The sequence below is a fragment of the Arthrobacter sp. ISL-65 genome (genome assembly GCF_018613795.1).
In the GTDB taxonomy this organism is placed as follows: domain Bacteria; phylum Actinomycetota; class Actinomycetes; order Actinomycetales; family Micrococcaceae; genus Arthrobacter.
Genome location: NZ_JAGGPN010000028.1, coordinates 44,327 through 61,378, shown reverse-complemented (window position 1 = coordinate 61,378; position 17,052 = coordinate 44,327). Strand labels below are relative to the sequence as shown.

At 68.5% G+C, this 17,052-nt stretch carries 16 protein-coding genes and 1 riboswitch; of the genes, 7 read left to right on the top strand and 9 right to left on the bottom strand.

The genetic code is table 11. From position 1 onward, the window contains the following. Positions 1 to 28: 28 nt before the first annotated feature. The 5 genes from J7I85_RS12095 to J7I85_RS12075 all read left to right on the top strand — a co-directional run bounded on the left by J7I85_RS12095 (position 29) and on the right by J7I85_RS12075 (position 5,157). Complete coding sequence (locus J7I85_RS12095; protein ID WP_214851997.1) at positions 29 to 1,387, top strand: MFS transporter; 1,359 nt, start codon at positions 29 to 31, stop codon at positions 1,385 to 1,387. A gap of 68 nt (positions 1,388 to 1,455) precedes the next feature. Beyond that, positions 1,456 to 2,139, top strand: a complete 684-nt coding sequence (locus J7I85_RS12090; RefSeq protein WP_214851996.1) for a GntR family transcriptional regulator — start codon at positions 1,456 to 1,458, stop codon at positions 2,137 to 2,139. Continuing rightward, positions 2,136 to 2,930, top strand: a complete 795-nt coding sequence (locus tag J7I85_RS12085; RefSeq protein ID WP_214851995.1) for an aspartate/glutamate racemase family protein — start codon at positions 2,136 to 2,138, stop codon at positions 2,928 to 2,930. Before J7I85_RS12090 ends, J7I85_RS12085 begins: the two co-directional genes overlap by 4 nt. A gap of 67 nt (positions 2,931 to 2,997) precedes the next feature. Further along, the gene (locus J7I85_RS12080) at positions 2,998 to 4,419 is read left to right on the top strand and encodes an amidohydrolase family protein (protein WP_214851994.1); all 1,422 of its coding nucleotides are present in this window, start codon (positions 2,998 to 3,000) and stop codon (positions 4,417 to 4,419) included. 9 nt (positions 4,420 to 4,428) lie between these two features. Beyond that, positions 4,429 to 5,157 carry an aspartate/glutamate racemase family protein gene (locus tag J7I85_RS12075; RefSeq protein ID WP_214851993.1) on the top strand — a complete coding sequence of 243 codons (729 nt, stop codon included), beginning with the start codon at positions 4,429 to 4,431 and terminating at the stop codon, positions 5,155 to 5,157. Between the two features lie 6 nt (positions 5,158 to 5,163). On the opposite strand, the gene J7I85_RS12070 is transcribed toward J7I85_RS12075, so the two are convergent. From J7I85_RS12070 to J7I85_RS12060, 3 genes are all read right to left on the bottom strand, one after another. Further along, positions 5,164 to 6,081, bottom strand: coding sequence for a diacylglycerol kinase family protein (locus J7I85_RS12070; RefSeq protein WP_214851992.1), 918 nt, complete (start codon positions 6,079 to 6,081; stop codon positions 5,164 to 5,166). Between the two features lie 134 nt (positions 6,082 to 6,215). Next, positions 6,216 to 7,520, bottom strand: a complete 1,305-nt coding sequence (locus tag J7I85_RS12065; RefSeq protein WP_214851991.1) for an MFS transporter — start codon at positions 7,518 to 7,520, stop codon at positions 6,216 to 6,218. Between the two features lie 11 nt (positions 7,521 to 7,531). After that, positions 7,532 to 8,446 (bottom strand): dihydrodipicolinate synthase family protein, encoded by a 915-nt coding sequence (locus tag J7I85_RS12060; RefSeq protein ID WP_214851990.1) that lies wholly within the window; start codon positions 8,444 to 8,446, stop codon positions 7,532 to 7,534. 161 nt (positions 8,447 to 8,607) lie between these two features. On the opposite strand from J7I85_RS12060, the gene J7I85_RS12055 reads away from it, so the two are divergent. Further along, entirely contained in the window at positions 8,608 to 9,957 is a 1,350-nt protein-coding gene (locus J7I85_RS12055; RefSeq protein WP_251024271.1) for a PLP-dependent aminotransferase family protein, read from the top strand. A gap of 67 nt (positions 9,958 to 10,024) precedes the next feature. Here J7I85_RS12055 and J7I85_RS12050 read toward each other — a convergent pair whose 3' ends face one another. Beyond that, positions 10,025 to 10,630: a LysE/ArgO family amino acid transporter gene (locus J7I85_RS12050; RefSeq protein WP_214851989.1), complete on the bottom strand. Its 606-nt coding sequence runs from the start codon at positions 10,628 to 10,630 to the stop codon at positions 10,025 to 10,027. Positions 10,631 to 10,699: 69 nt separating this feature from the next. Between J7I85_RS12050 and J7I85_RS12045 the strand changes: the two genes are divergently transcribed. Continuing rightward, on the top strand, positions 10,700 to 11,605 hold the full coding sequence (locus J7I85_RS12045) for an ArgP/LysG family DNA-binding transcriptional regulator (RefSeq protein ID WP_214851988.1): 906 nt from the start codon (positions 10,700 to 10,702) through the stop codon (positions 11,603 to 11,605). 82 nt (positions 11,606 to 11,687) lie between these two features. Here J7I85_RS12045 and J7I85_RS12040 read toward each other — a convergent pair whose 3' ends face one another. The 5 genes from J7I85_RS12040 to J7I85_RS12020 form a co-directional block, all read right to left on the bottom strand. Further along, the gene (locus J7I85_RS12040; RefSeq protein ID WP_214851987.1) at positions 11,688 to 12,629 is read right to left on the bottom strand and encodes a LysM peptidoglycan-binding domain-containing protein; all 942 of its coding nucleotides are present in this window, start codon (positions 12,627 to 12,629) and stop codon (positions 11,688 to 11,690) included. Positions 12,630 to 12,633: 4 nt separating this feature from the next. Further along, positions 12,634 to 12,803: riboswitch (cyclic di-AMP (ydaO/yuaA leader) on the bottom strand. Positions 12,804 to 12,953: 150 nt separating this feature from the next. Further along, positions 12,954 to 14,327: an NAD(P)(+) transhydrogenase (Re/Si-specific) subunit beta gene (locus J7I85_RS12035; RefSeq protein ID WP_214851986.1), complete on the bottom strand. Its 1,374-nt coding sequence runs from the start codon at positions 14,325 to 14,327 to the stop codon at positions 12,954 to 12,956. Continuing rightward, positions 14,324 to 14,668 carry an NAD(P) transhydrogenase subunit alpha gene (locus J7I85_RS12030; protein WP_214851985.1) on the bottom strand — a complete coding sequence of 115 codons (345 nt, stop codon included), beginning with the start codon at positions 14,666 to 14,668 and terminating at the stop codon, positions 14,324 to 14,326. The genes J7I85_RS12035 and J7I85_RS12030 overlap by 4 nt, the downstream gene beginning before the upstream one ends. A gap of 36 nt (positions 14,669 to 14,704) precedes the next feature. Then, positions 14,705 to 15,952: a Re/Si-specific NAD(P)(+) transhydrogenase subunit alpha gene (locus tag J7I85_RS12025; RefSeq protein ID WP_214851984.1), complete on the bottom strand. Its 1,248-nt coding sequence runs from the start codon at positions 15,950 to 15,952 to the stop codon at positions 14,705 to 14,707. A gap of 201 nt (positions 15,953 to 16,153) precedes the next feature. Further along, positions 16,154 to 16,993 carry an IclR family transcriptional regulator C-terminal domain-containing protein gene (locus tag J7I85_RS12020; RefSeq protein WP_251024270.1) on the bottom strand — a complete coding sequence of 280 codons (840 nt, stop codon included), beginning with the start codon at positions 16,991 to 16,993 and terminating at the stop codon, positions 16,154 to 16,156. Positions 16,994 to 17,052: the final 59 nt, after the last annotated feature.

Genomic DNA, 17,052 nt, shown 5'->3' with positions numbered 1-17,052 from the left:
TCCGCACCCTTCCCACAAAGGAGAAGCTGTGTCTCTCCCAGATACTGAAGCAGTGACAACCCAGGCCCAATCCCCGGAATCCCGCAGCACCAAGCCCGGCAAGGACGGCGTGCAACGGCGCACCAACGTCCGCTGGAAGCTGTTCCTGCTGCTGCTCGTCCTGGTCGCCGTCAACTACATCGACCGCGGTTCCATCTCCGTGGCGCTGCCCATCATCCAAAAGGAATTCAACCTGGCCCCGGAGCTCGTGGGCCTCCTGCTCTCCGCGTTCTTCTGGACCTACGCCCTGATGCAAATCCCGGTCGGTTTGCTGATCGACAAGTTCGGTCCGCGCAAGGTCATGACCGCCTCCTGCGTGGGCTGGGGCGCCGCCACCGCCGCCTCCGGCATGGCCGGCGGCTTCCTCAGCATGTTCATCGCCCGGCTGGGCATCGGCGTCACCGAGGCCGGCGTCATGCCGGCCGGCGGCAAGCTGAACGCCATCTGGATGCACAAGTCGGAGCGTGGCCGCGGCGCCACCATCCTGGACGCCGGCGCTCCCCTCGGCGCCGGGCTCGGCGGCCTCCTCATCGCCGGGCTCATTGCCTCCACCGGCAGCTGGCGCACGTCGTTCGTCATCGCCGGCGCTGCCACCGTCCTCATGGGCCTGGCCGTCTGGTGGTATGTCCGCGACAATCCCCGCCAGCATCGCGGCGTCAACACGGCCGAGGCAGAGTACATCGAAGCCTCGCACGCCGCCGAGGACGCCGAAGCCGAGCTCGACGGCAGCAAGGGCAAGCGCGCCCTGCTTCCCTACCTGAAGTACCGCTCCTTCTGGGCCATGTGCTTCGGCTGGCTGGGCTTCAACGGCGTGTTCTACGGCCTGCTCACCTGGGGCCCGCTGTACCTCGCCCAGGCCAAGGGCTTCGATCTGAAAACCATTGGCTGGTCCACCTTCGTGATCTTCGGGGCCGGCTTCGTCGGGGAGATCCTGGGCGGCACCATCGCAGACAAGTGGCGCGCGTCCGGCGCCTCCGCCAACCGCGTCATGCGGACGCTGCTGGGCATCTCCAGCGTCGTCGTGGTGGGCGGCCTCATCGGGGTGACCGTCGTTGCGGACCCCACCACCGCCGTCGTCCTCCTCTCCGTGGTGATGTTCTTCCTCCGCTGGGTAGGCCTGTTCTGGAGCATCCCGTCCATCCTGGGCGGCCGCACCAACGCCGGTGTCCTCGGCGGGGCCATGAACTTCAGCGGCAACATCTCCGGGTTCGTCACCCCGATCGCCGTCGGCCTGATCGTTGGCGCCACCGGCTCCTACACCTGGGCGCTGCTTTACTTCGTGGGATCCGCCATCATCATGGGAGTCTCCGTGCTCACGCTCAACTACAACAAGCGCCTGCCTGTCTAAGCTGGGCAGCACGCCCCAGCTCCCGCCGCCGGGAGCGCAAAGCCACCAAAGAATCCGAATGGAGCAACATGCTTACCGCAGAAGAGACCCAGGACAAGGAACGCCCCCTCCGCGAGGCTGTCCGGGACACGCTCCGCACCAGGATCTTTGAAGGGCATTACGCTCCCGGCACCCGGCTCGTGGAACGCGACCTGGCCACCGAGTTCAACGTCTCCAGGCTTCCCGTCCGGGAGGCCCTCAGGATGCTGCGCCAGGAAGGGCTCATCAGTGACCGCGGCGCGCGCGGCGCGGAAGTCAGCACCCTCAGCGCCAAGGACGTCGAGGACCTCTTCGACGTCCGGCAGTCACTGGAGGTCCTGGCCTGCCGGCTCGCCGCCACGCGTGCCACGGCTGAGGACCTCGGCCACCTGTTGGGGCTGTTGGACGAGGCCGACCGCTGCCTCGCCAAGGGTGCCGTCATCGAGGCGCACCGCGCCAACAGCGAATTCCACGACGCCATCACCGGCATCGCCGACAACAACTTTCTCAAATCCGCGCTGGAACCCCTGCAGGGGCGCATGCACTGGCTTTTCCGCCACGTCAGCGACCTGCCGGAACTGATCCAGGAACACCGGGACCTGTACGGGGCCATCGCCAGCGGCGACCCCGACCGCGCCGCCGCCCAGTCGGCGTCACACATCGGCAAGTACCGCGAACAGTTCCCGGAGGACTTCCAGAAAACGGAACCAGCCCTGCACCGGAAGAAAAAATGAAGCTTCTTGTCATCAACCCGAATATCAGCGAGGACGTCACCGCGCTGATCGAGTCCGAGGCCCGGCGCTCCGCCTCCCCCGGCACCAGCCTGGTGGTCCGTACGGCCGGCCACGGCGTGGAGTACATCGAAACCCGCTTTGAGTCGCTCATCGCGGCCGGCGCCGTCGCCGAGATCATCGCGGAACACACAGCGGAGCCTGCCGCGGAAGACCCCATCGACGGCGTCGTGGTTGCCGCTTTCGGGGACCCGGGAATGCCGGCCCTGAAGGAGCTGGCCGACGTGCCCGTCGTCGGCATCACCGAGGCGGCCCTCTGCGCCGCGGCGCTGCAGGGGCACCGGTTCTCCATCATCGCCATCTCGGACCGGATCCGTCCGTGGTACCTGGACTGCGTGGAGCGGTTCGGCCTTGGCGGCCGGCTGGCCTCCATCCGCTCCATCAACGAGACCCTGAACGCCATCGGCTCGGTGCAGCAGGACTTCAAGGAAACCCTTCTGGCACTCAGCCGGCAGGCCGTCGCTGAGGATGGGGCCGACGTCGTCATCCTCGCCGGGGCGCCCCTGGCGGGGCTGGCCCGCGAACTGCGGGGGCAGATCCCCGTCCCCGTGGTGGACGGCATCTCCGCCGGCATCCGGATAGCCGAGGCTCTGGTGGGGCTCCAGTGCGGCCCGCACCGCGGCGGGGCGTTCGCCCCGCCGCCGGTCAAGGCCCGCAAGGGCCTGTCCGAAAATCTCGACGCCGCCCTGACCGCCGCCCAGACGGCGTCGAACGCAGCATCGCCGGCCAAGTAGTCCCGCCGACTTCACCCAACTAACCCCAGCAAACTTCCCCATCAGCTTCCCAGTCAGGAGGACGACGATGTCCCAGATTCCCGAACTCGTCATCGCCAACGGCACCGTGGTCAACAGTTTTGGCCGCCAGCACGCCCATGTCGTGGTGGTCGACGGCAAAATCAGCCAACTGGTTGACGCCACAGAACCCGCGCCCGACGCACTCCGCACCGTCGACGCCACCGGCCAGCTGGTCATCCCCGGCGGCGTGGACGGGCACTGCCACGTGGCCCAGGTGACCGGCCGGTTCCGCACCCTGGACGACTACCGGACCACTTCAACCGCTGCCCTGTGGGGCGGCACCACCACCATCATCGACTTCGGCATCCCCCGCGACGCCCAGGAAACCCCGCTGGCCGCTGTCCTGCACAAGAAGGAACTCGCGCAGGAGTCCCGCTGCGACGTGGCTCTCCACGGGTCCGTGGTCAGCTGGGACGAGACCGTGCCGTGGCAGCTCGAACAGCTTGCCGCCGAGGGTGTCCGCTCCGTGAAGATGTACACCACCAACCGCGGCACCACCATGGCGGACGGGGACACCATCCTGAAGGTGATGCGCGAGATGGTCCGGCTGGACGGCCTCACGTACATCCACGCCGAGCACGACCCCATCATCGCGGACTGCACGGCGCAGCACGCCGACGACGGCAGGATCGGCATCGAGCACCTGCACCGCACGCGCCCAGAGCTGGCCGAGGAAATCTCGGTCCGCGAAACCCTGGCCATGGCCCAGTACACGAAGGCCCCGGTGTACTTCGTGCACCAGTCCACGCCGGGCGCCGTCGACCTGGTCACCGAGGCGAGGGCCCGCGGCCAGGAGGCCTATTCCGAGACGTGCCCGCACTACCTCACACTTGATGACACCGTATACGGCTCGGCCTTTCCGGAGTGGTATGCCTGCTGCCCGCCGATGCGCAGCCCGGAGACAGTGGCAGCCCTCAAGGAGCGTCTGGCCAGCGGCGCCATCCACACCGTGGCCTCGGACCATTCCTGCTACGACATGACCCAGAAGCGGGAGCGCACCGACGACGTCCGGGCCATGCCGCACGGCCTCCCGGGCGTGGAGACGCGCATGCCCGTCACGTTCACGGCGATGGCTGAGTCCGGCAGCGGCGTGGAGGACTTCGTGGAGGTCTTCTCCGCCGGTCCGGCGCGCATCAATGCCCTGCCCGGCAAGGGTGCCATCGCCGAGGGCTTCGACGCCGACCTGGTGCTCTTCGATCCGGAGGAACAGCGGACCGTGGACGGCGGCGCGCTGCACATGGGCACCGATTTCTCGCCGTTTGACGGCCGCACGCTGGCCGGCTGGCCCGCCGTCGTGGTTTCCGCAGGCCGCGTGGTGCTGGACCGGGAGGGCTTCCACGATCCCGGCGCGGTGGGCCGCTTCGTGGCCCGGAACGGGTTCCGGGAACACCTTGCCGCCGCTGCCGGCCTGTCCGCCGCGACACTCTAGGAGCTCGCCATGACTTCTTCAAACCGCCCAACCCGGATCGGCATGATCGTGCCGTCCTCCAACACCTGCCTGGAACCGCAGAGCTACCGCATCCTGGGCGACCGGACGGACGTCACCATCCACTTCACCCGGATCCCGGTCACCCGGATTGCGCTGGACAATTCATCCGACAGGCAGTTCGACCCGGCGGTCATGCGCGAGGCCGCAAGGCTGCTGGCGACGGCGGACGTGGACGTGATCGCCTGGAACGGCACCTCGGGATCGTGGCTGGGATCCGGGCACGACCGCGACCTCGTCCTTGAAATCACCGACGCCACCGGCATCCCCGCCACGACGTCCACGCTTGCGTACCTCGAGGCGTTCCGGTCCTTCGGCACCAAGCGGATCGGGCTGTTCACGCCGTACACGGAGGACGTCAACGAGGCCATCATCAGGTCCTATGAGCGGGACGGCATCAAAACTGTCAGCCACCGCTGCCTGGGCCTGAGCGACAACGAGTCCTTCGGCCGGGTCACCGACGATGAGATGCGTCCCGGTTCCCTGGAGCTCGCGGCCGATGCTCCGGATGCGTTGATCTACCTCTGCACCAACCTGTACGGCGCCAACATAGCGGCGGAAATCGAGGCGGGCACGGGCGTTCCGGTGCTGGATTCGGTGGCCGTGACGCTGTGGCACTGCCTGAAACTTGCCGGTTCCCCCTTGCTCGCACCAAGGTGGGGCAGGCTCCTGGGTGACTGAGGGTAGCTACATCCGGACTTTGAGCGCCCCGGGCTCCACCCAGATGGACAGGCGCTTGACGGTACCCACGTGGTCGCCGTCGAGCTGGAACTCTTCCTCGTGCTCCAAGGTCACCTCGATTTTCTTGCCCTGGAAGTACTCGGCGGATTCCTTCTGGTTCTTCTTGCGGCCGAAGATGCCTGCCGCGACGCCCAGCCAGCCGAAGTGCCCGCGGGGGGCCAAAATCAGCAGGTCCAGGATGCCGTCGTCGACCTTCGCCTCGGGGAAAATTTCGATGCCGCCCATGATCCGGCCGCAGTTGCCGGCCATGACACTGCGGATCCGCCGCTTGACGGGGTGCTTGTCGTCCACCTTAACTGTGGCCCTGACGGGCTTGCCCGGCAGCTTGCGGATGCCGGCTTCAACGTAAGCGAGCCAGCCCATGCGGTCCTTCAGTGCGTCCACCGTGTCCGCCATGATCGCGGCGTCGTAGCCCACGCCAGCCATGACCAGGAAGACGTTCTCGTCGTCGGACCCGTCAAAGGTGCTCCTGGCGACGTCAATCGTGCGGTCGGTGCCGTTCAGGACGTCGTACGCGGCGGAGACGGGATCGGAGATATCCACGCCCATGTTGCGGGCCAGCAGGTTGCCCGTGCCCAGCGGCACCATCCCCATCGGCGTATCGGTCCCGGCCAGCGCCTCAGCCACGCACCGCACGGTACCGTCGCCGCCGGCGGCAATAACGACGTCGACCCCCGCCTCCAGCGCCTCGCGGGCCTGGCCCACTCCAGGGTCCTCAACGGTGGTTTCCAGCCACAGCGGCTCGGCCCAGCCCTGCTTGTCGCACAGCCGGACCAGCGAGGCGCGGAGGTCGGCGCCTACAGCCTTGGCGGGGTTTACGACCACGGCGGCCCGTGGCGGCGGGGAAGCATTCTGGGCTGTCATGGTGTCCTTCGGCTGCTGCGGGCGGGCCCGAAAGCCCCGGAACTCAAATCGTAACCGCGTTCCCGGGATATGGGCAGCAACCTTATCAATCCGGCTGAAACTTGCGGAGGCAGCCGAGGCGCAGCCGGCGCCCCTCAGCGCCCGGCCTCCGGCCCGCCGGCGGTGCGGCGGTCCAGGACCGATGCCCCGGCGGCGGCCAGTATGAGCGCGGCGGCAAGGAACAGCGGCAGCTGCGGCTCCCCTGTGATGACGACGCCGGCCGCGGCTGTTCCGGCGGACCCGGCGGCGATCTTGAGGGCACCAACCCAAACAAACACCTGCCCACGGACCCGCGGCGGGGCAAATTCGCTGCGGGCGGCCAGGGTCGCCGCGAAGAAGTACGAGTTCATGACCCCTGCGGCTGCGTAAGCGGCGACCGCAGGTGCAAAGGAGCCGGACAAAGCGGCGACGGCGAGTGCCGCGGCGACCAATCCGGCGAGCCGCGTCACCAGTCGATCGGCGTCCCCCCGCAGCGGACGGCACATCACCCCGGGCGAACCCGCCAGGCCGCCCAGCCCGTAGGCAGCCGTCAGAACGCCGGCCGCGGCCGGTTGCACGTGGAACATGGAAGTGGAAGCGACAGCCGCGATGGGAAGCGCCGCAACGGAGAACGCCACCATGATGGTCAGGTAAAGCATCCTCCGAAGGCGGCCCGTGACAGCCATGAGCCGCAGGGTCTGAACGGGCCTCGGAACATCGGCTGTCCCGGCTGCAGGAGGAACGTAGGGCAGCAACCGCACGACCCCGGCGGCCACGAATGTGCCCGCCGCCAGGATAAGCGCGGCTGCAGTGGGTCCGGCCCAGGCGGAGACAGCAGCCACGACGCTTGGACCGATGGTCCCGCCGATTCCGTAGGTGGCCACATCCCAGCCCTGGGCCCGGCGCTGGCTGACCCGGCCCGGGCCTGCGATCGCCGGAAGGCGGCTGCTGATCCCGCCGGTCAGCAGCGGGCCAACCAGCCCCGAGGCCACCAGCAGAACCCCCGTCACCGCCGGCCACATCACCGGGTACAGCAGCACCGCAGCCGCCAGGGTGGCGCCGTGCACGACGCACGCCCACGCGATCAGGACACGGCCGTCACGGCAAGAGTCTAGGCTCCGCGCCACCAGCGGCCCCAGCAGGTGCGGGGCGGTGATGCAGGCGCCGAGCAGGCCGGCAAGCCAACCCGGCGCCCCGCTGGTTGTGACCATGAGTACGATCGCGACGACGGCCCCGCCGTCCGCAGTGCGCGCCAGCGTCGCGGCCGCCACGTAGCGCGCCAATCCGCCACTTTTCCGGGCCAGGGCCAGTGCCGCCTGTTCCTGCTCTGCACTCTGCTGTCTCGGCGCTTCTTGCTCCGCTGGTGTTCGTTGCTCCGCTGGTGTTTGTTGCTCTGCGGTGCCGCGGTTCAGACTACCCATGCCGTACCTGCTCAGGCACCCAGTCCGCTGAGCCGCAGGGCTTCCTCGACCCTGATGCGGTCCTCACCTTCCAGGCTTTGCAGCGGACGGGGCAGGCACGGCGCCTCCACGAAGCCCAGCGCTTCGGCCATGGTGGCAGCGACCCGAAGGCTGCCGTGCATACGGAAGAGCGCCCACACGGGCTCCAGCGCGGTAGAGGCTTCCAGCGCCAGGTCGCCCTGGCCTGTCTGGCCTGTCTGGCCAGTCTGCCCGGTCTTGGCAAGATCAACGATCACCCTGGCGGCCTTGGGAAACAGACCGGCGATGACTGAATACCAAACGTCGCACCCTGCGAGGAGGGCTTCCGCCGCGGTCCAGTCGCCGCTGATGCCCAAGGAAACACTCTCAGGAACTGCCGCCCGAAGCCGGGCGATGCGAGCGGCGGCCTGGCCCAGTGCCGGGGGCGGGAACTTGATCGATGCGATGCCCGGAAGTTCGGCGATGCGGGCGTGGAGTTCATCAGAGAAAGTGAACCCTGTGGTGGCCGGGTTGTCGTAGACGGCGATCGGCAGATCGGACGCAGACGAGACTTCGCGGTAGAGGCCGTAGACCTCTTCGTCGCGTAGCCGCTGATACGACACCGGTGCGAGCAGCAGACCCGAGGCGCCCGCACTCTGGGCATCTTCAACACAGTCCAGCACGTCCCGGGTGCGCATTGCGCCGACACCTGCCACCACGGGAGTCCCCTGCGCGGCTTCGACGGCTGCCTTCACCACTTTGCGGCGTTCCTCGCGCAGCAGATAGGTGTAGATGCCTGTCGAACCCAACACACCGATGGAGTCCACCCCGGCATCGGCGCACCGCCTGACCAGCCGAGCCAGGGCGGCTTCGTCGACGTTGTCCCCGCTAAGCGGCGTCAGGGGAAATGCACAAAGGCCGGTAGACACGAGGGTGTCCTCTCTTCAGTCAGCTTTGGTTACTCCCTTCATGCTCACAGCCGGATTGGTCCTAGCATAGATCCAAGAATCCACGATTCAGGAGGACCAAGATCGAAGCTGAACTGCCGCTGGTTCTGGACCACCAGAGCCGCGTTCCGCTTGCTGCCCAGTTGGTCGGCCGGCTGCGGGACGCCATCCTGGACGGGGCGCTGAGGCCGGAGCACCCGCTCCCGGCATCGCGGCGCCTTGCGGCCGGGCTGGGCGTCTCCCGCGGAGTGGTGGTCCGCGCCTATGAGCAGTTGGCCGGCGAGGGGTACTTGGAAGGCCGGGGCTCGGGCGGTACCCGTGTGACGGTGCGCTCCGACGGCCGGGGCATGGCGTCGGAAGGCAACCAGGCGGCATCCGGCATGGAGCAAAATGCAACGATCGACCTCACGCCAGGACGGCCGTCGGGCGCCCCGTTCCGTGACCGCGACTGGCGGGCCGCCTGGCGGATGGCCGTTGCCGAGCCGGTGGAGGTTGAGCTTCCGGCCGCCTTGGGTACGCCGGCCCTTCGCACTGCCGTGGCCGATCACCTCGCCGTGTCCCGCGGACTTACGGTGAGTGCTGACGACGTCGTCATTACGGCGGGCACCAGTGACGCCCTGCAACTGATCGTCGCAGCACTCCGCGGCCAGGCGGACCCGCCCCGAGTGCTGATGGAGGACCCCGGCTATCCCACGGCCAGGCGGGTGCTTTCCGCGGCGGGCGCCGCGGTGGACGTTCTTCCGGTTGCCGACGACGGGCTGGAGGCGGCCCAGCTTGCGGCCCTTGATCACCGGCCTGACGCCGTCCTGGTAACGCCCAGCCATCAGTACCCTCTGGGCGGCCGGATGCCGGTAAAGGAAAGACTGGCCCTGCTGGCCTGGGCCGAAGCCAACCGCGTGATCATCCTCGAGGACGACTACGACAGCGAATTCCGGCACCGGCGGATGCCACTGCCTGCCCTTGCCTCCTTGCCCTCCTCCGCAGAGGTCGTCCTGGTGGGCACCTTCTCAAAGTCACTGAGCCCGTGGCTGCGGTGTGGCTATCTCGTGGTTCGCGGTGGCTCAGGGCAGCGCCTCAAGAACGCACGGCTTGACCTCGGCACGCCGGTTGCCGGAGTGATGCAGTCTGCGTTGTCCAACTACATCGCCGGCGGCGGCCTCGCACGACACATCGCCCGGGCAAGGCGCGAGTACGCGCATCGCCGCACACTGCTGCTCGACCGCCTTGGCGGACGGGCAGACGTAAAGCTGACGGCCTTGGATGGCGGTCTGCACGCCGTCATCCGGCTTCAGCAGAACGTTCCGGCCGAGCGACTGGCCAAGGAAGCACTGGGGCTGGGGGTGCGGGTCGTGACCCTGGCCAGCTACTTTGCAGAACGGACGCCGGAAAACGGCCTGGTCATCGGGTACGGCGCCCCGACCGATCTCCAACTTGCGCGTGCGCTGGACATCATCGCCGGCCTACTCGACCGAATGGCTGGCGGCCCGCCGTAGCAACACGGCCCTATACCGCCGGCCACACCCTTAGTGTGCGGCGGTCGTCAGTGCCCGGTCGCGCGCGTCAGCGCCCGGTCGCGAGGACGATAGCCAGGGTAAGCATGAGCACGGCGACGCCGCCGTCGAGGAAGCGCCACGACGCCGGCCGCGCAAAGAAGCCGCTGAGTCCGCGAGCGCCGTAGCCGATGAGGGGAAACCACACGGCGCTGCCGGCGGCGGCCCCTGCCCCGAAGAGCCATTTGCCCGAACCACCGTGGGTGCTGGCCAGCGAGCCCAGCAGCACAAGCGTGTCGAGGTAAACGTGGGGGTTGAGCCAGGTGATCGCGGCGGCAGTGAGTACGGCAGACCAGACGGTCCCCCTGCCCGGGGAATCAGCTGCCTTGAGGATCCCGGGCCGCAGGGCACGCCGGGCGGCGAAGACCGCGTAGGCGAGGAGGAACGCGACGCCGACCCACCGCACCACGGCCAGGAGCACCGGTGCGCCCTGGATGAGCGCGCCGATCCCGGCGACTCCGGCCAGGATCAGGACCGCGTCACTGACGAGGCACACCAGAACAACCGGCAAGACGGCCTCCCGTTTGAGGCCCTGCCGCAGAACAAACGCGTTCTGGGCTCCGATGGCGACAATGAGGCTGAGGCCGGCTCCGAGCCCGGTCAGGAAGGGAAGCATTCTTCGAAGGTACGGGCGGAGAACCTGAAACACAATTCAGTTTTTCTGTAGTTTCATTAGAATATCTTCATGGAACTGGACCAGCTCAGGGCACTTGCCGCCGTCGTCGACCACGAGACATTCGACGCGGCGGCGGGGGAACTCAGGCTCACTCCCTCAGCCGTGAGCCAACGGATCAAGGCACTCGAGCGCTCCGTGGGTAGTGTGCTGGTGCGGCGCCTCAAGCCGGTCCGGCCGACGCCGGCGGGCGAGCAGCTCCTCCGTTCAGCGCGCCAGCTGCTGCTCCTCGCCGACGAGGCGGTCCTTGGCCTGCGCGGGCCAGAACCTACGGAGAGGAACGACGGCAGGCGGCCGAGCGCTGAGCGGCTGAGGGTTCCCATCGTGGCTAATGCGGACTCGATAGCGACGTGGCTGCCGGCGGCCTACCGGGAGATTGCGCTCGGCGGCCGGGTGGCCCTTGAGCTGCTGCGCGACGACGAGCATGCCACAGCCGACCTCCTGCGGTCCGGCGACGCAGTAGGCGCGATCACCGCGGATCCCCGACCGGTGCAGGGGTGCACGATTCGCGCTCTCGGCACCATGGTGTACCGGGCCAAGGCGTCGCGCGAGTTTGCGGCCCGCTGGTTCCCCGACGGCCCCACCCCGGAAGCCCTCGCCGCCGCCCCGGTCATGCAGTACGACAGGAAGGACACCCACCAGCTCGCTGTCCTCGCGCGCATCGCGCCCGACGCCACTCCCCCACAGCACTTCATTCCCGATTCAGTCCAGTACGTCGAATCGATTCATGCCGGCCTGGGCTGGGGCATGGTGCCGGACCAGCAGGACCAGGAGAACTCACTCGTGGAACTCGACCCGGCGTGGAGCGAGCACCTGCGCCTCTACTGGCAGGTGTGGACGCTGGACTCGCCGGGCCTCGCGGAGGTGACGAACGCCGTCGTCCGCGCCGCCCAAGACCTGCCACCACACCGAAACTAGCCACCAAACACAACAACGCCGGGTGCTGGTGCACCCGCCGCTGCTGTGTGTTCCGAACCGCCCGTTAGGCGTTCACCCGCTGTTAGGCGTTCACCCGCACGTAGGTGGAGCCGGTGAGCCAGGAGGCCGGGTGCACGATGGTTTCGTTGACGCCGTTCATGCCGCTGCTAATGGCCTGCCCGCCGCCGATGTAGACGCCGACGTGTCCGGCGCTGATCATCAGGTCACCGGGCTGCGGGGCGGAGACTGGGGTGCCGTACTGATGGAACTGCGTGGGCGCGAGGTCACCGACCGACTTGCCGACCGAGCGCAGTGCCTGTTCCACCAAGATGGTGCAGTCCTGGGTGGCGCCGAGCTGCGCCCGGGCAGAGGCCACAATGGCTGCGCCCACGCCGCTGGCTGACTGGGTTGCAGCCGCTGCCGGAGCGGTTGCTGCCGCCGGCGTTATCGACGCGGAGGCGTTGTAGATTCCCATGCCGGCGGGCTCGGGGACAGCCGGGGCTGCCGGAGCCGCAGGTACGGCCGGTGCTGCCGGAGCCGCGGGAGCTGCAGCTGCACCCGGTCCCGGGATGAGGATCTGGTCACCGGGGTAAATGACAGACGCCTGGGACAGGCCGTTCTCTGCGAGCAGTGTGTCGAGGCTCACCCCGTGGCGTGCTGCGATGGCACCAAGGGTGTCGCCGGGCACAACGGTGTGCGACGCGCCGGCAACAGCAGATCCTCCGCTTGCCGGCGCGGGGGCCGCCGGGGCGGGGACTGCCGGTGCGGCCTGCGCCTGGGTGGGTGCTGCCAGCGCCTGGCCAGCGACGGACTGCACAGCAGCAGCGTCCGGCGTCTCTGGAGCGTAGGCACCTGCGTGTGCGGGTGCTCCGGCGCCGAAGAGGAGTCCGGAAGCGACGGCGGCGGCGGCCGCCGGCTTGGCAACCGAGGCGGCGTTGGACTTAAGGGAATACGACAGGCCCTGCAGGGCGACGGACGTCGTTGGGGTGGCGCGGTGGCGCGCGGGTATGGACTTACGTGACATGGTTGATTTGCCTCTCCCATGCCTGCGGGGTGAGCTGTCGGGTTCGGATGGGAGTCACCCGGTCCTGCCCGCCGCTAGGCGAAGCGTCTGGACTTAACCCCTAGGCCTTGCGCGCAAGGCCGGTACTAAGGTGGTTCCCCCGTCCCTGCCTGTTGGTCATAGCGAACGGATCCCGGTCCAGCGGCAGGGCTCGGCATTCTGCCCGGGAATGCCCTGAGCGGAACCAGGGCACCGGCCGAGGCTATCGCACTTGTGCACCAGAAGTCACATTTCAGTAACGAGGGTGTGTCGGAGAGCGTGTGGACAAACCCCAGATGCTGCACCCTACAGGGCCTTCACCGCGCCCAGCACCTTCGTCAGGGACTCCTTTGCGTCGCCGAACAGCAGGGTGGTCTGCGGCTCGAACATGAGGTCGTTCTCGATCCCGGCGAACCCGGGGCGCATGGAGCGCTTAAGGAACACCACCTGCCGTGCGTCCGCCACTTCAAGGATCGGCATCCCGTAGATCGGTGAGCCGGCGGTGGTCTTGGCCGCGGGGTTCACGACGTCGTTCGCGCCCACCACCAGCGCGACGTCGGCGGTGCGAAACTCGGAGTTGATCTCACCCATTTCCTTGAGCGACTCGTAAGGCACATTGGCCTCGGCGAGCAGCACGTTCATGTGTCCGGGCATGCGCCCCGCCACCGGGTGGATGGCGAAGTCCACGCGGGTACCCCGGGACTCCAGGGCCTGCGCCAGCTCTGCGGCGGTGTGCTGTCCCTGCGCGACGGCCAGCCCGTAACCGGGGACGATGATCACGCGCTGGGCGTAGCCCAGCAGCACGGCCACGTCCTCCGGGCTGGACGAGCGGACCGGACGGTCGCTCACGGCGGTGGATCCCGCCGTCGATCCTCCCCGGAACGCGCCGAACAGGATGCCGGCCACGCTGCGGCCCATGGCCGCGGCCATCGCCCGGGTGAGGATGGTGCCCGACGCCCCCACCAGCGTGCCGGCCACCACCAGGAGCACGTTGCCCAGCACCAGGCCCGAGGCCGCCACCGCCAGGCCGGTGAAGGCGTTGAGCAGCGAGATGACGATCGGCACGTCGGCGCCGCCCACCGGCAGCACCAGCAGCACGCCGGCCGCCAGGCCCAGCAGCAGGAGCAGCAGCGCCAGGACCAGCGAACCCCCAAGAACGACGGCGGCCGCGGCACCGACGGCGGCGAGCAGCACCGCGCCCATGAGCACCGGCAGGCCGGGGAACACCACGGGGCGGGTGGTCATGAGCTCCTGCAGCTTCGCGAAGGTCACGGCGGAGCCGGCGAAGGACACCGCCCCCACCAGCAGGGTGAAGACGACGGCGACGCGCACCCAGGCGTCCTCCGCATGCGGCAGTTCCAGCAGCGCCACGAGGGCGGCGGCGCCGCCGCCCACCCCGTTGAAGAGGGCGACGAGCTGCGGCATCTGGGTCATCTTGACGCGCCTGGCCACGGGGGCTGCCACGCCGGAGCCCACGGCTATGGCGCCGAGGATCAGGGGGACGTTGTCCAGCCGGGTCGAGAAAAAGACGGTGACGACTGCGACCAGCGCACCAAACGCGCCGATGAGGTTGCCCCGGCGGGCGGTGCGCGGGGAGTTAAGGCCCTTCAACGCCAGGATGAAAAAGACGGCGGCCGCGAGGTAGAGCAGCGCGGTGACGTTGGGATCCAGGAGGGTCAACGCTTGGCCTCCGTGCTCTCCTTGGTCTTACCTCGCGTAACACCGGGCGGGGCCGGTTTACCCGGCTTGCGGCCCCGGAACATCTCCAGCATGCGGTCCGTCACCACAAAGCCGCCCACAAGGTTCGCCGTGGCAAGCACCACCGCCAGCAGCGCCACCGCGAGGACCCATGGGTGCGTGGCCTGGCCGGCGACGATGATGGCGCCCACCAGGATGATCCCGTGGATCGCGTTCGCACCGGACATCAGGGGTGTATGCAGCGTGCTGGAAACCTTTGACACCACTTCGAAGCCGACAAACACCGCAAGCACGGTGATGGTCAGCAGGCTGATGCCGTCCATCAGACCACCCCTTCGTTTTCTGACGCCTTCACTGGGTCATTTGCCAACTCGTCTGCGAGTTCGTTGTCCGTTTCGTCGGGGATGTCCTCTGGCGCGTCCCGTGGCGCTTCGCCTGACGGCGCCGTCCGGCGCGTTCTCCCCGGCGAGAGCCGCCAGAGCCTCCGCCGTCGGCGAGTGCCGCACCACGCCGTCGTGCGTCAGGCAGGCACCTGCTATCACGTCGTCGTCGAAATCCGGGGCCACAATCCCGTCCCGCGTCATGAGCGCCAGCAGGTTGGCCACGTTCTTCGCGTAGAGCCGGGAGGCGTCCGTGGGCATAGCCGACGGCGCGTCCTTGAGGCCGACGATGGCGACGGTCCCCCTTCCGTCTGCGGTGGGGACGTGGATGTCCCGGCCGGCTACGGACCCCTCGACGTTGCCGCCGGACTCCGCGGCGAGGTCGACGACGACCGATCCGGGCCGCATGCCCTGCACCATTTCACGGGTCACCAGGAGCGGGGCGTGCCTGCCGGGAACGGCCGCCGTGGTGATCAGCACGTCGGCATCGGCAACGTGCGGTGCCAGCAGTTGCCGCTGCAGGGCACCGCGGTCAGCACTGAGCTCACGGGCGTACCCGCCGGCCGCCTCTGCGGTCTCCAGATCCAGCTTGATGAAGGTGCCGCCCATGGACGTGACCTCTTCCGCGGAGGAGGGCCGGATGTCGTTGGCGGAGACGCGTGCGCCGAGCCGCTTCGCCGTTCCGATCGCCTGCAGCCCGGCCACACCGACGCCGAGCACCAGCACCCGCGCGGGCGGGACGGTTCCGGCGGCGGTCATGTACAGCGGGAAGAAGCGGGGCAGGCGGATGGCGGCTTCGAGGACGCAGCGGTAGCCGGCCACAAGGGCCTGCGAGGACAGGGCGTCCATGGATTGGGCCCGGGAAATGCGCGGCACGAGTTCCAGCGCGAAGGACGTGACCCCGCCTGCGGCGAGTGCCCTGACGGTGGCGAGTTCGGACGACGGCGACGCCAGACCCACGGTGACGGCACCGCGCCTCAGGGCTGTCGCCGTCGGAAGTTCCAGCGGGCGGACGTGTGCCAGGATGTCCAGCCCGGCGGGATCGAGGTCGGAAACGATGTGGGCGCCGGCCTGGCGGTATTCGTCGTCGGCATGCCCGGCGGAAACACCCGCCCGGGATTCGATCAGCACCTCCAGGCCCAGTCCGGCCAGCTGCTTCACGGTTTCCGGCGTCGCGGCCACCCGCCGTTCACCTTCCCGGCGCTCCCGCGCTATGCCCAGCTTCACCCGCCACTTCCCTTCCAACGGGTGCAACGGCTTCTGCTCTGGTGGGTCCCGCCCGGGGCGGGATAAACGGAGCGGCGCTGCTGCACGTAGTTGGCTAGAGTCTATGGCCCACGGGCGCGTGGCGGGAGGGTGACCCGCAACAACTACTTCCGCTCACGACCCCAACGGAGATGAACCCGCTTGTGGGTGGCCCCGCGTTCCTTACCGCCCGCTGGAGAAGTCCGACGAAATTCGCTCTGCCGTGGCTACGATTTCCTTGCGTACGGACTCGAGGTAGGCCTCGCGATCGGGCTTGGCGGCAACGGACTGTGCCTGCAGAGATACGTTGACGGCCGCCACCACCTTCGGGCCGTGGTAAACCGGAGCGGCCACGGACATCAGCCCCAGCTCTAACTCCTGGTCCAGAAGGCACCAGCCCTGAGCCCGGACTTTGTCCAGGACGGCCAACAGGTCCTTCACCGTGCCGACGGCACGGGGGGTGAGCGGCTTGATCTCTGCCGCGGCCAGGTATTCCTTCAGCTGTTCCGGGGGAAGCCCGGCGAGCAGCACCCTGCCCATCGACGTCGCATAGGCGGGGAACCTGGTGCCCACGGTGATGCCGATCGTCATGATCCGGCGCGTGGTAACCCTGGCGATGTAGGCGATATCGGTCCCGTCCAGCACCGCTGCCGACGTCGACTCCCCCAACTTCAGCGACAGCTCTTCAAGGTGCGGCTGGGCCAGCTGCGGCAGGGAGAGACCTGAAAGGTAGGCGTAGCCGAGCTGCAGCACCTGGGCCGTAAGCGCGAAAGTCTTGCCGTCGGTCCGGACGTAGCCGAGCTCCACCAGCGTGTGCAGGAAGCGCCGGGCCGTGGCGCGAGTGAGATCCGTGCGGGCAGCCACCTCGGTGAGCGTCATGTCGGCATGCTCTGTGTCGAACGCGCGGATCACCGCGAGACCGCGCGCGAGCGACTGCACATACTGGTCACTGGCCGCCGGCGCCGCGCCGTCCTTCGGCGGGCGGCCCGCCCGGGGCGCGGTCCCTGCTGCTGCGTCGGTCATGGTTACCAATCCTAATCGGCGCGAACGGACACTTCCGGCCCCGCCCGAGCGCGGGTCAG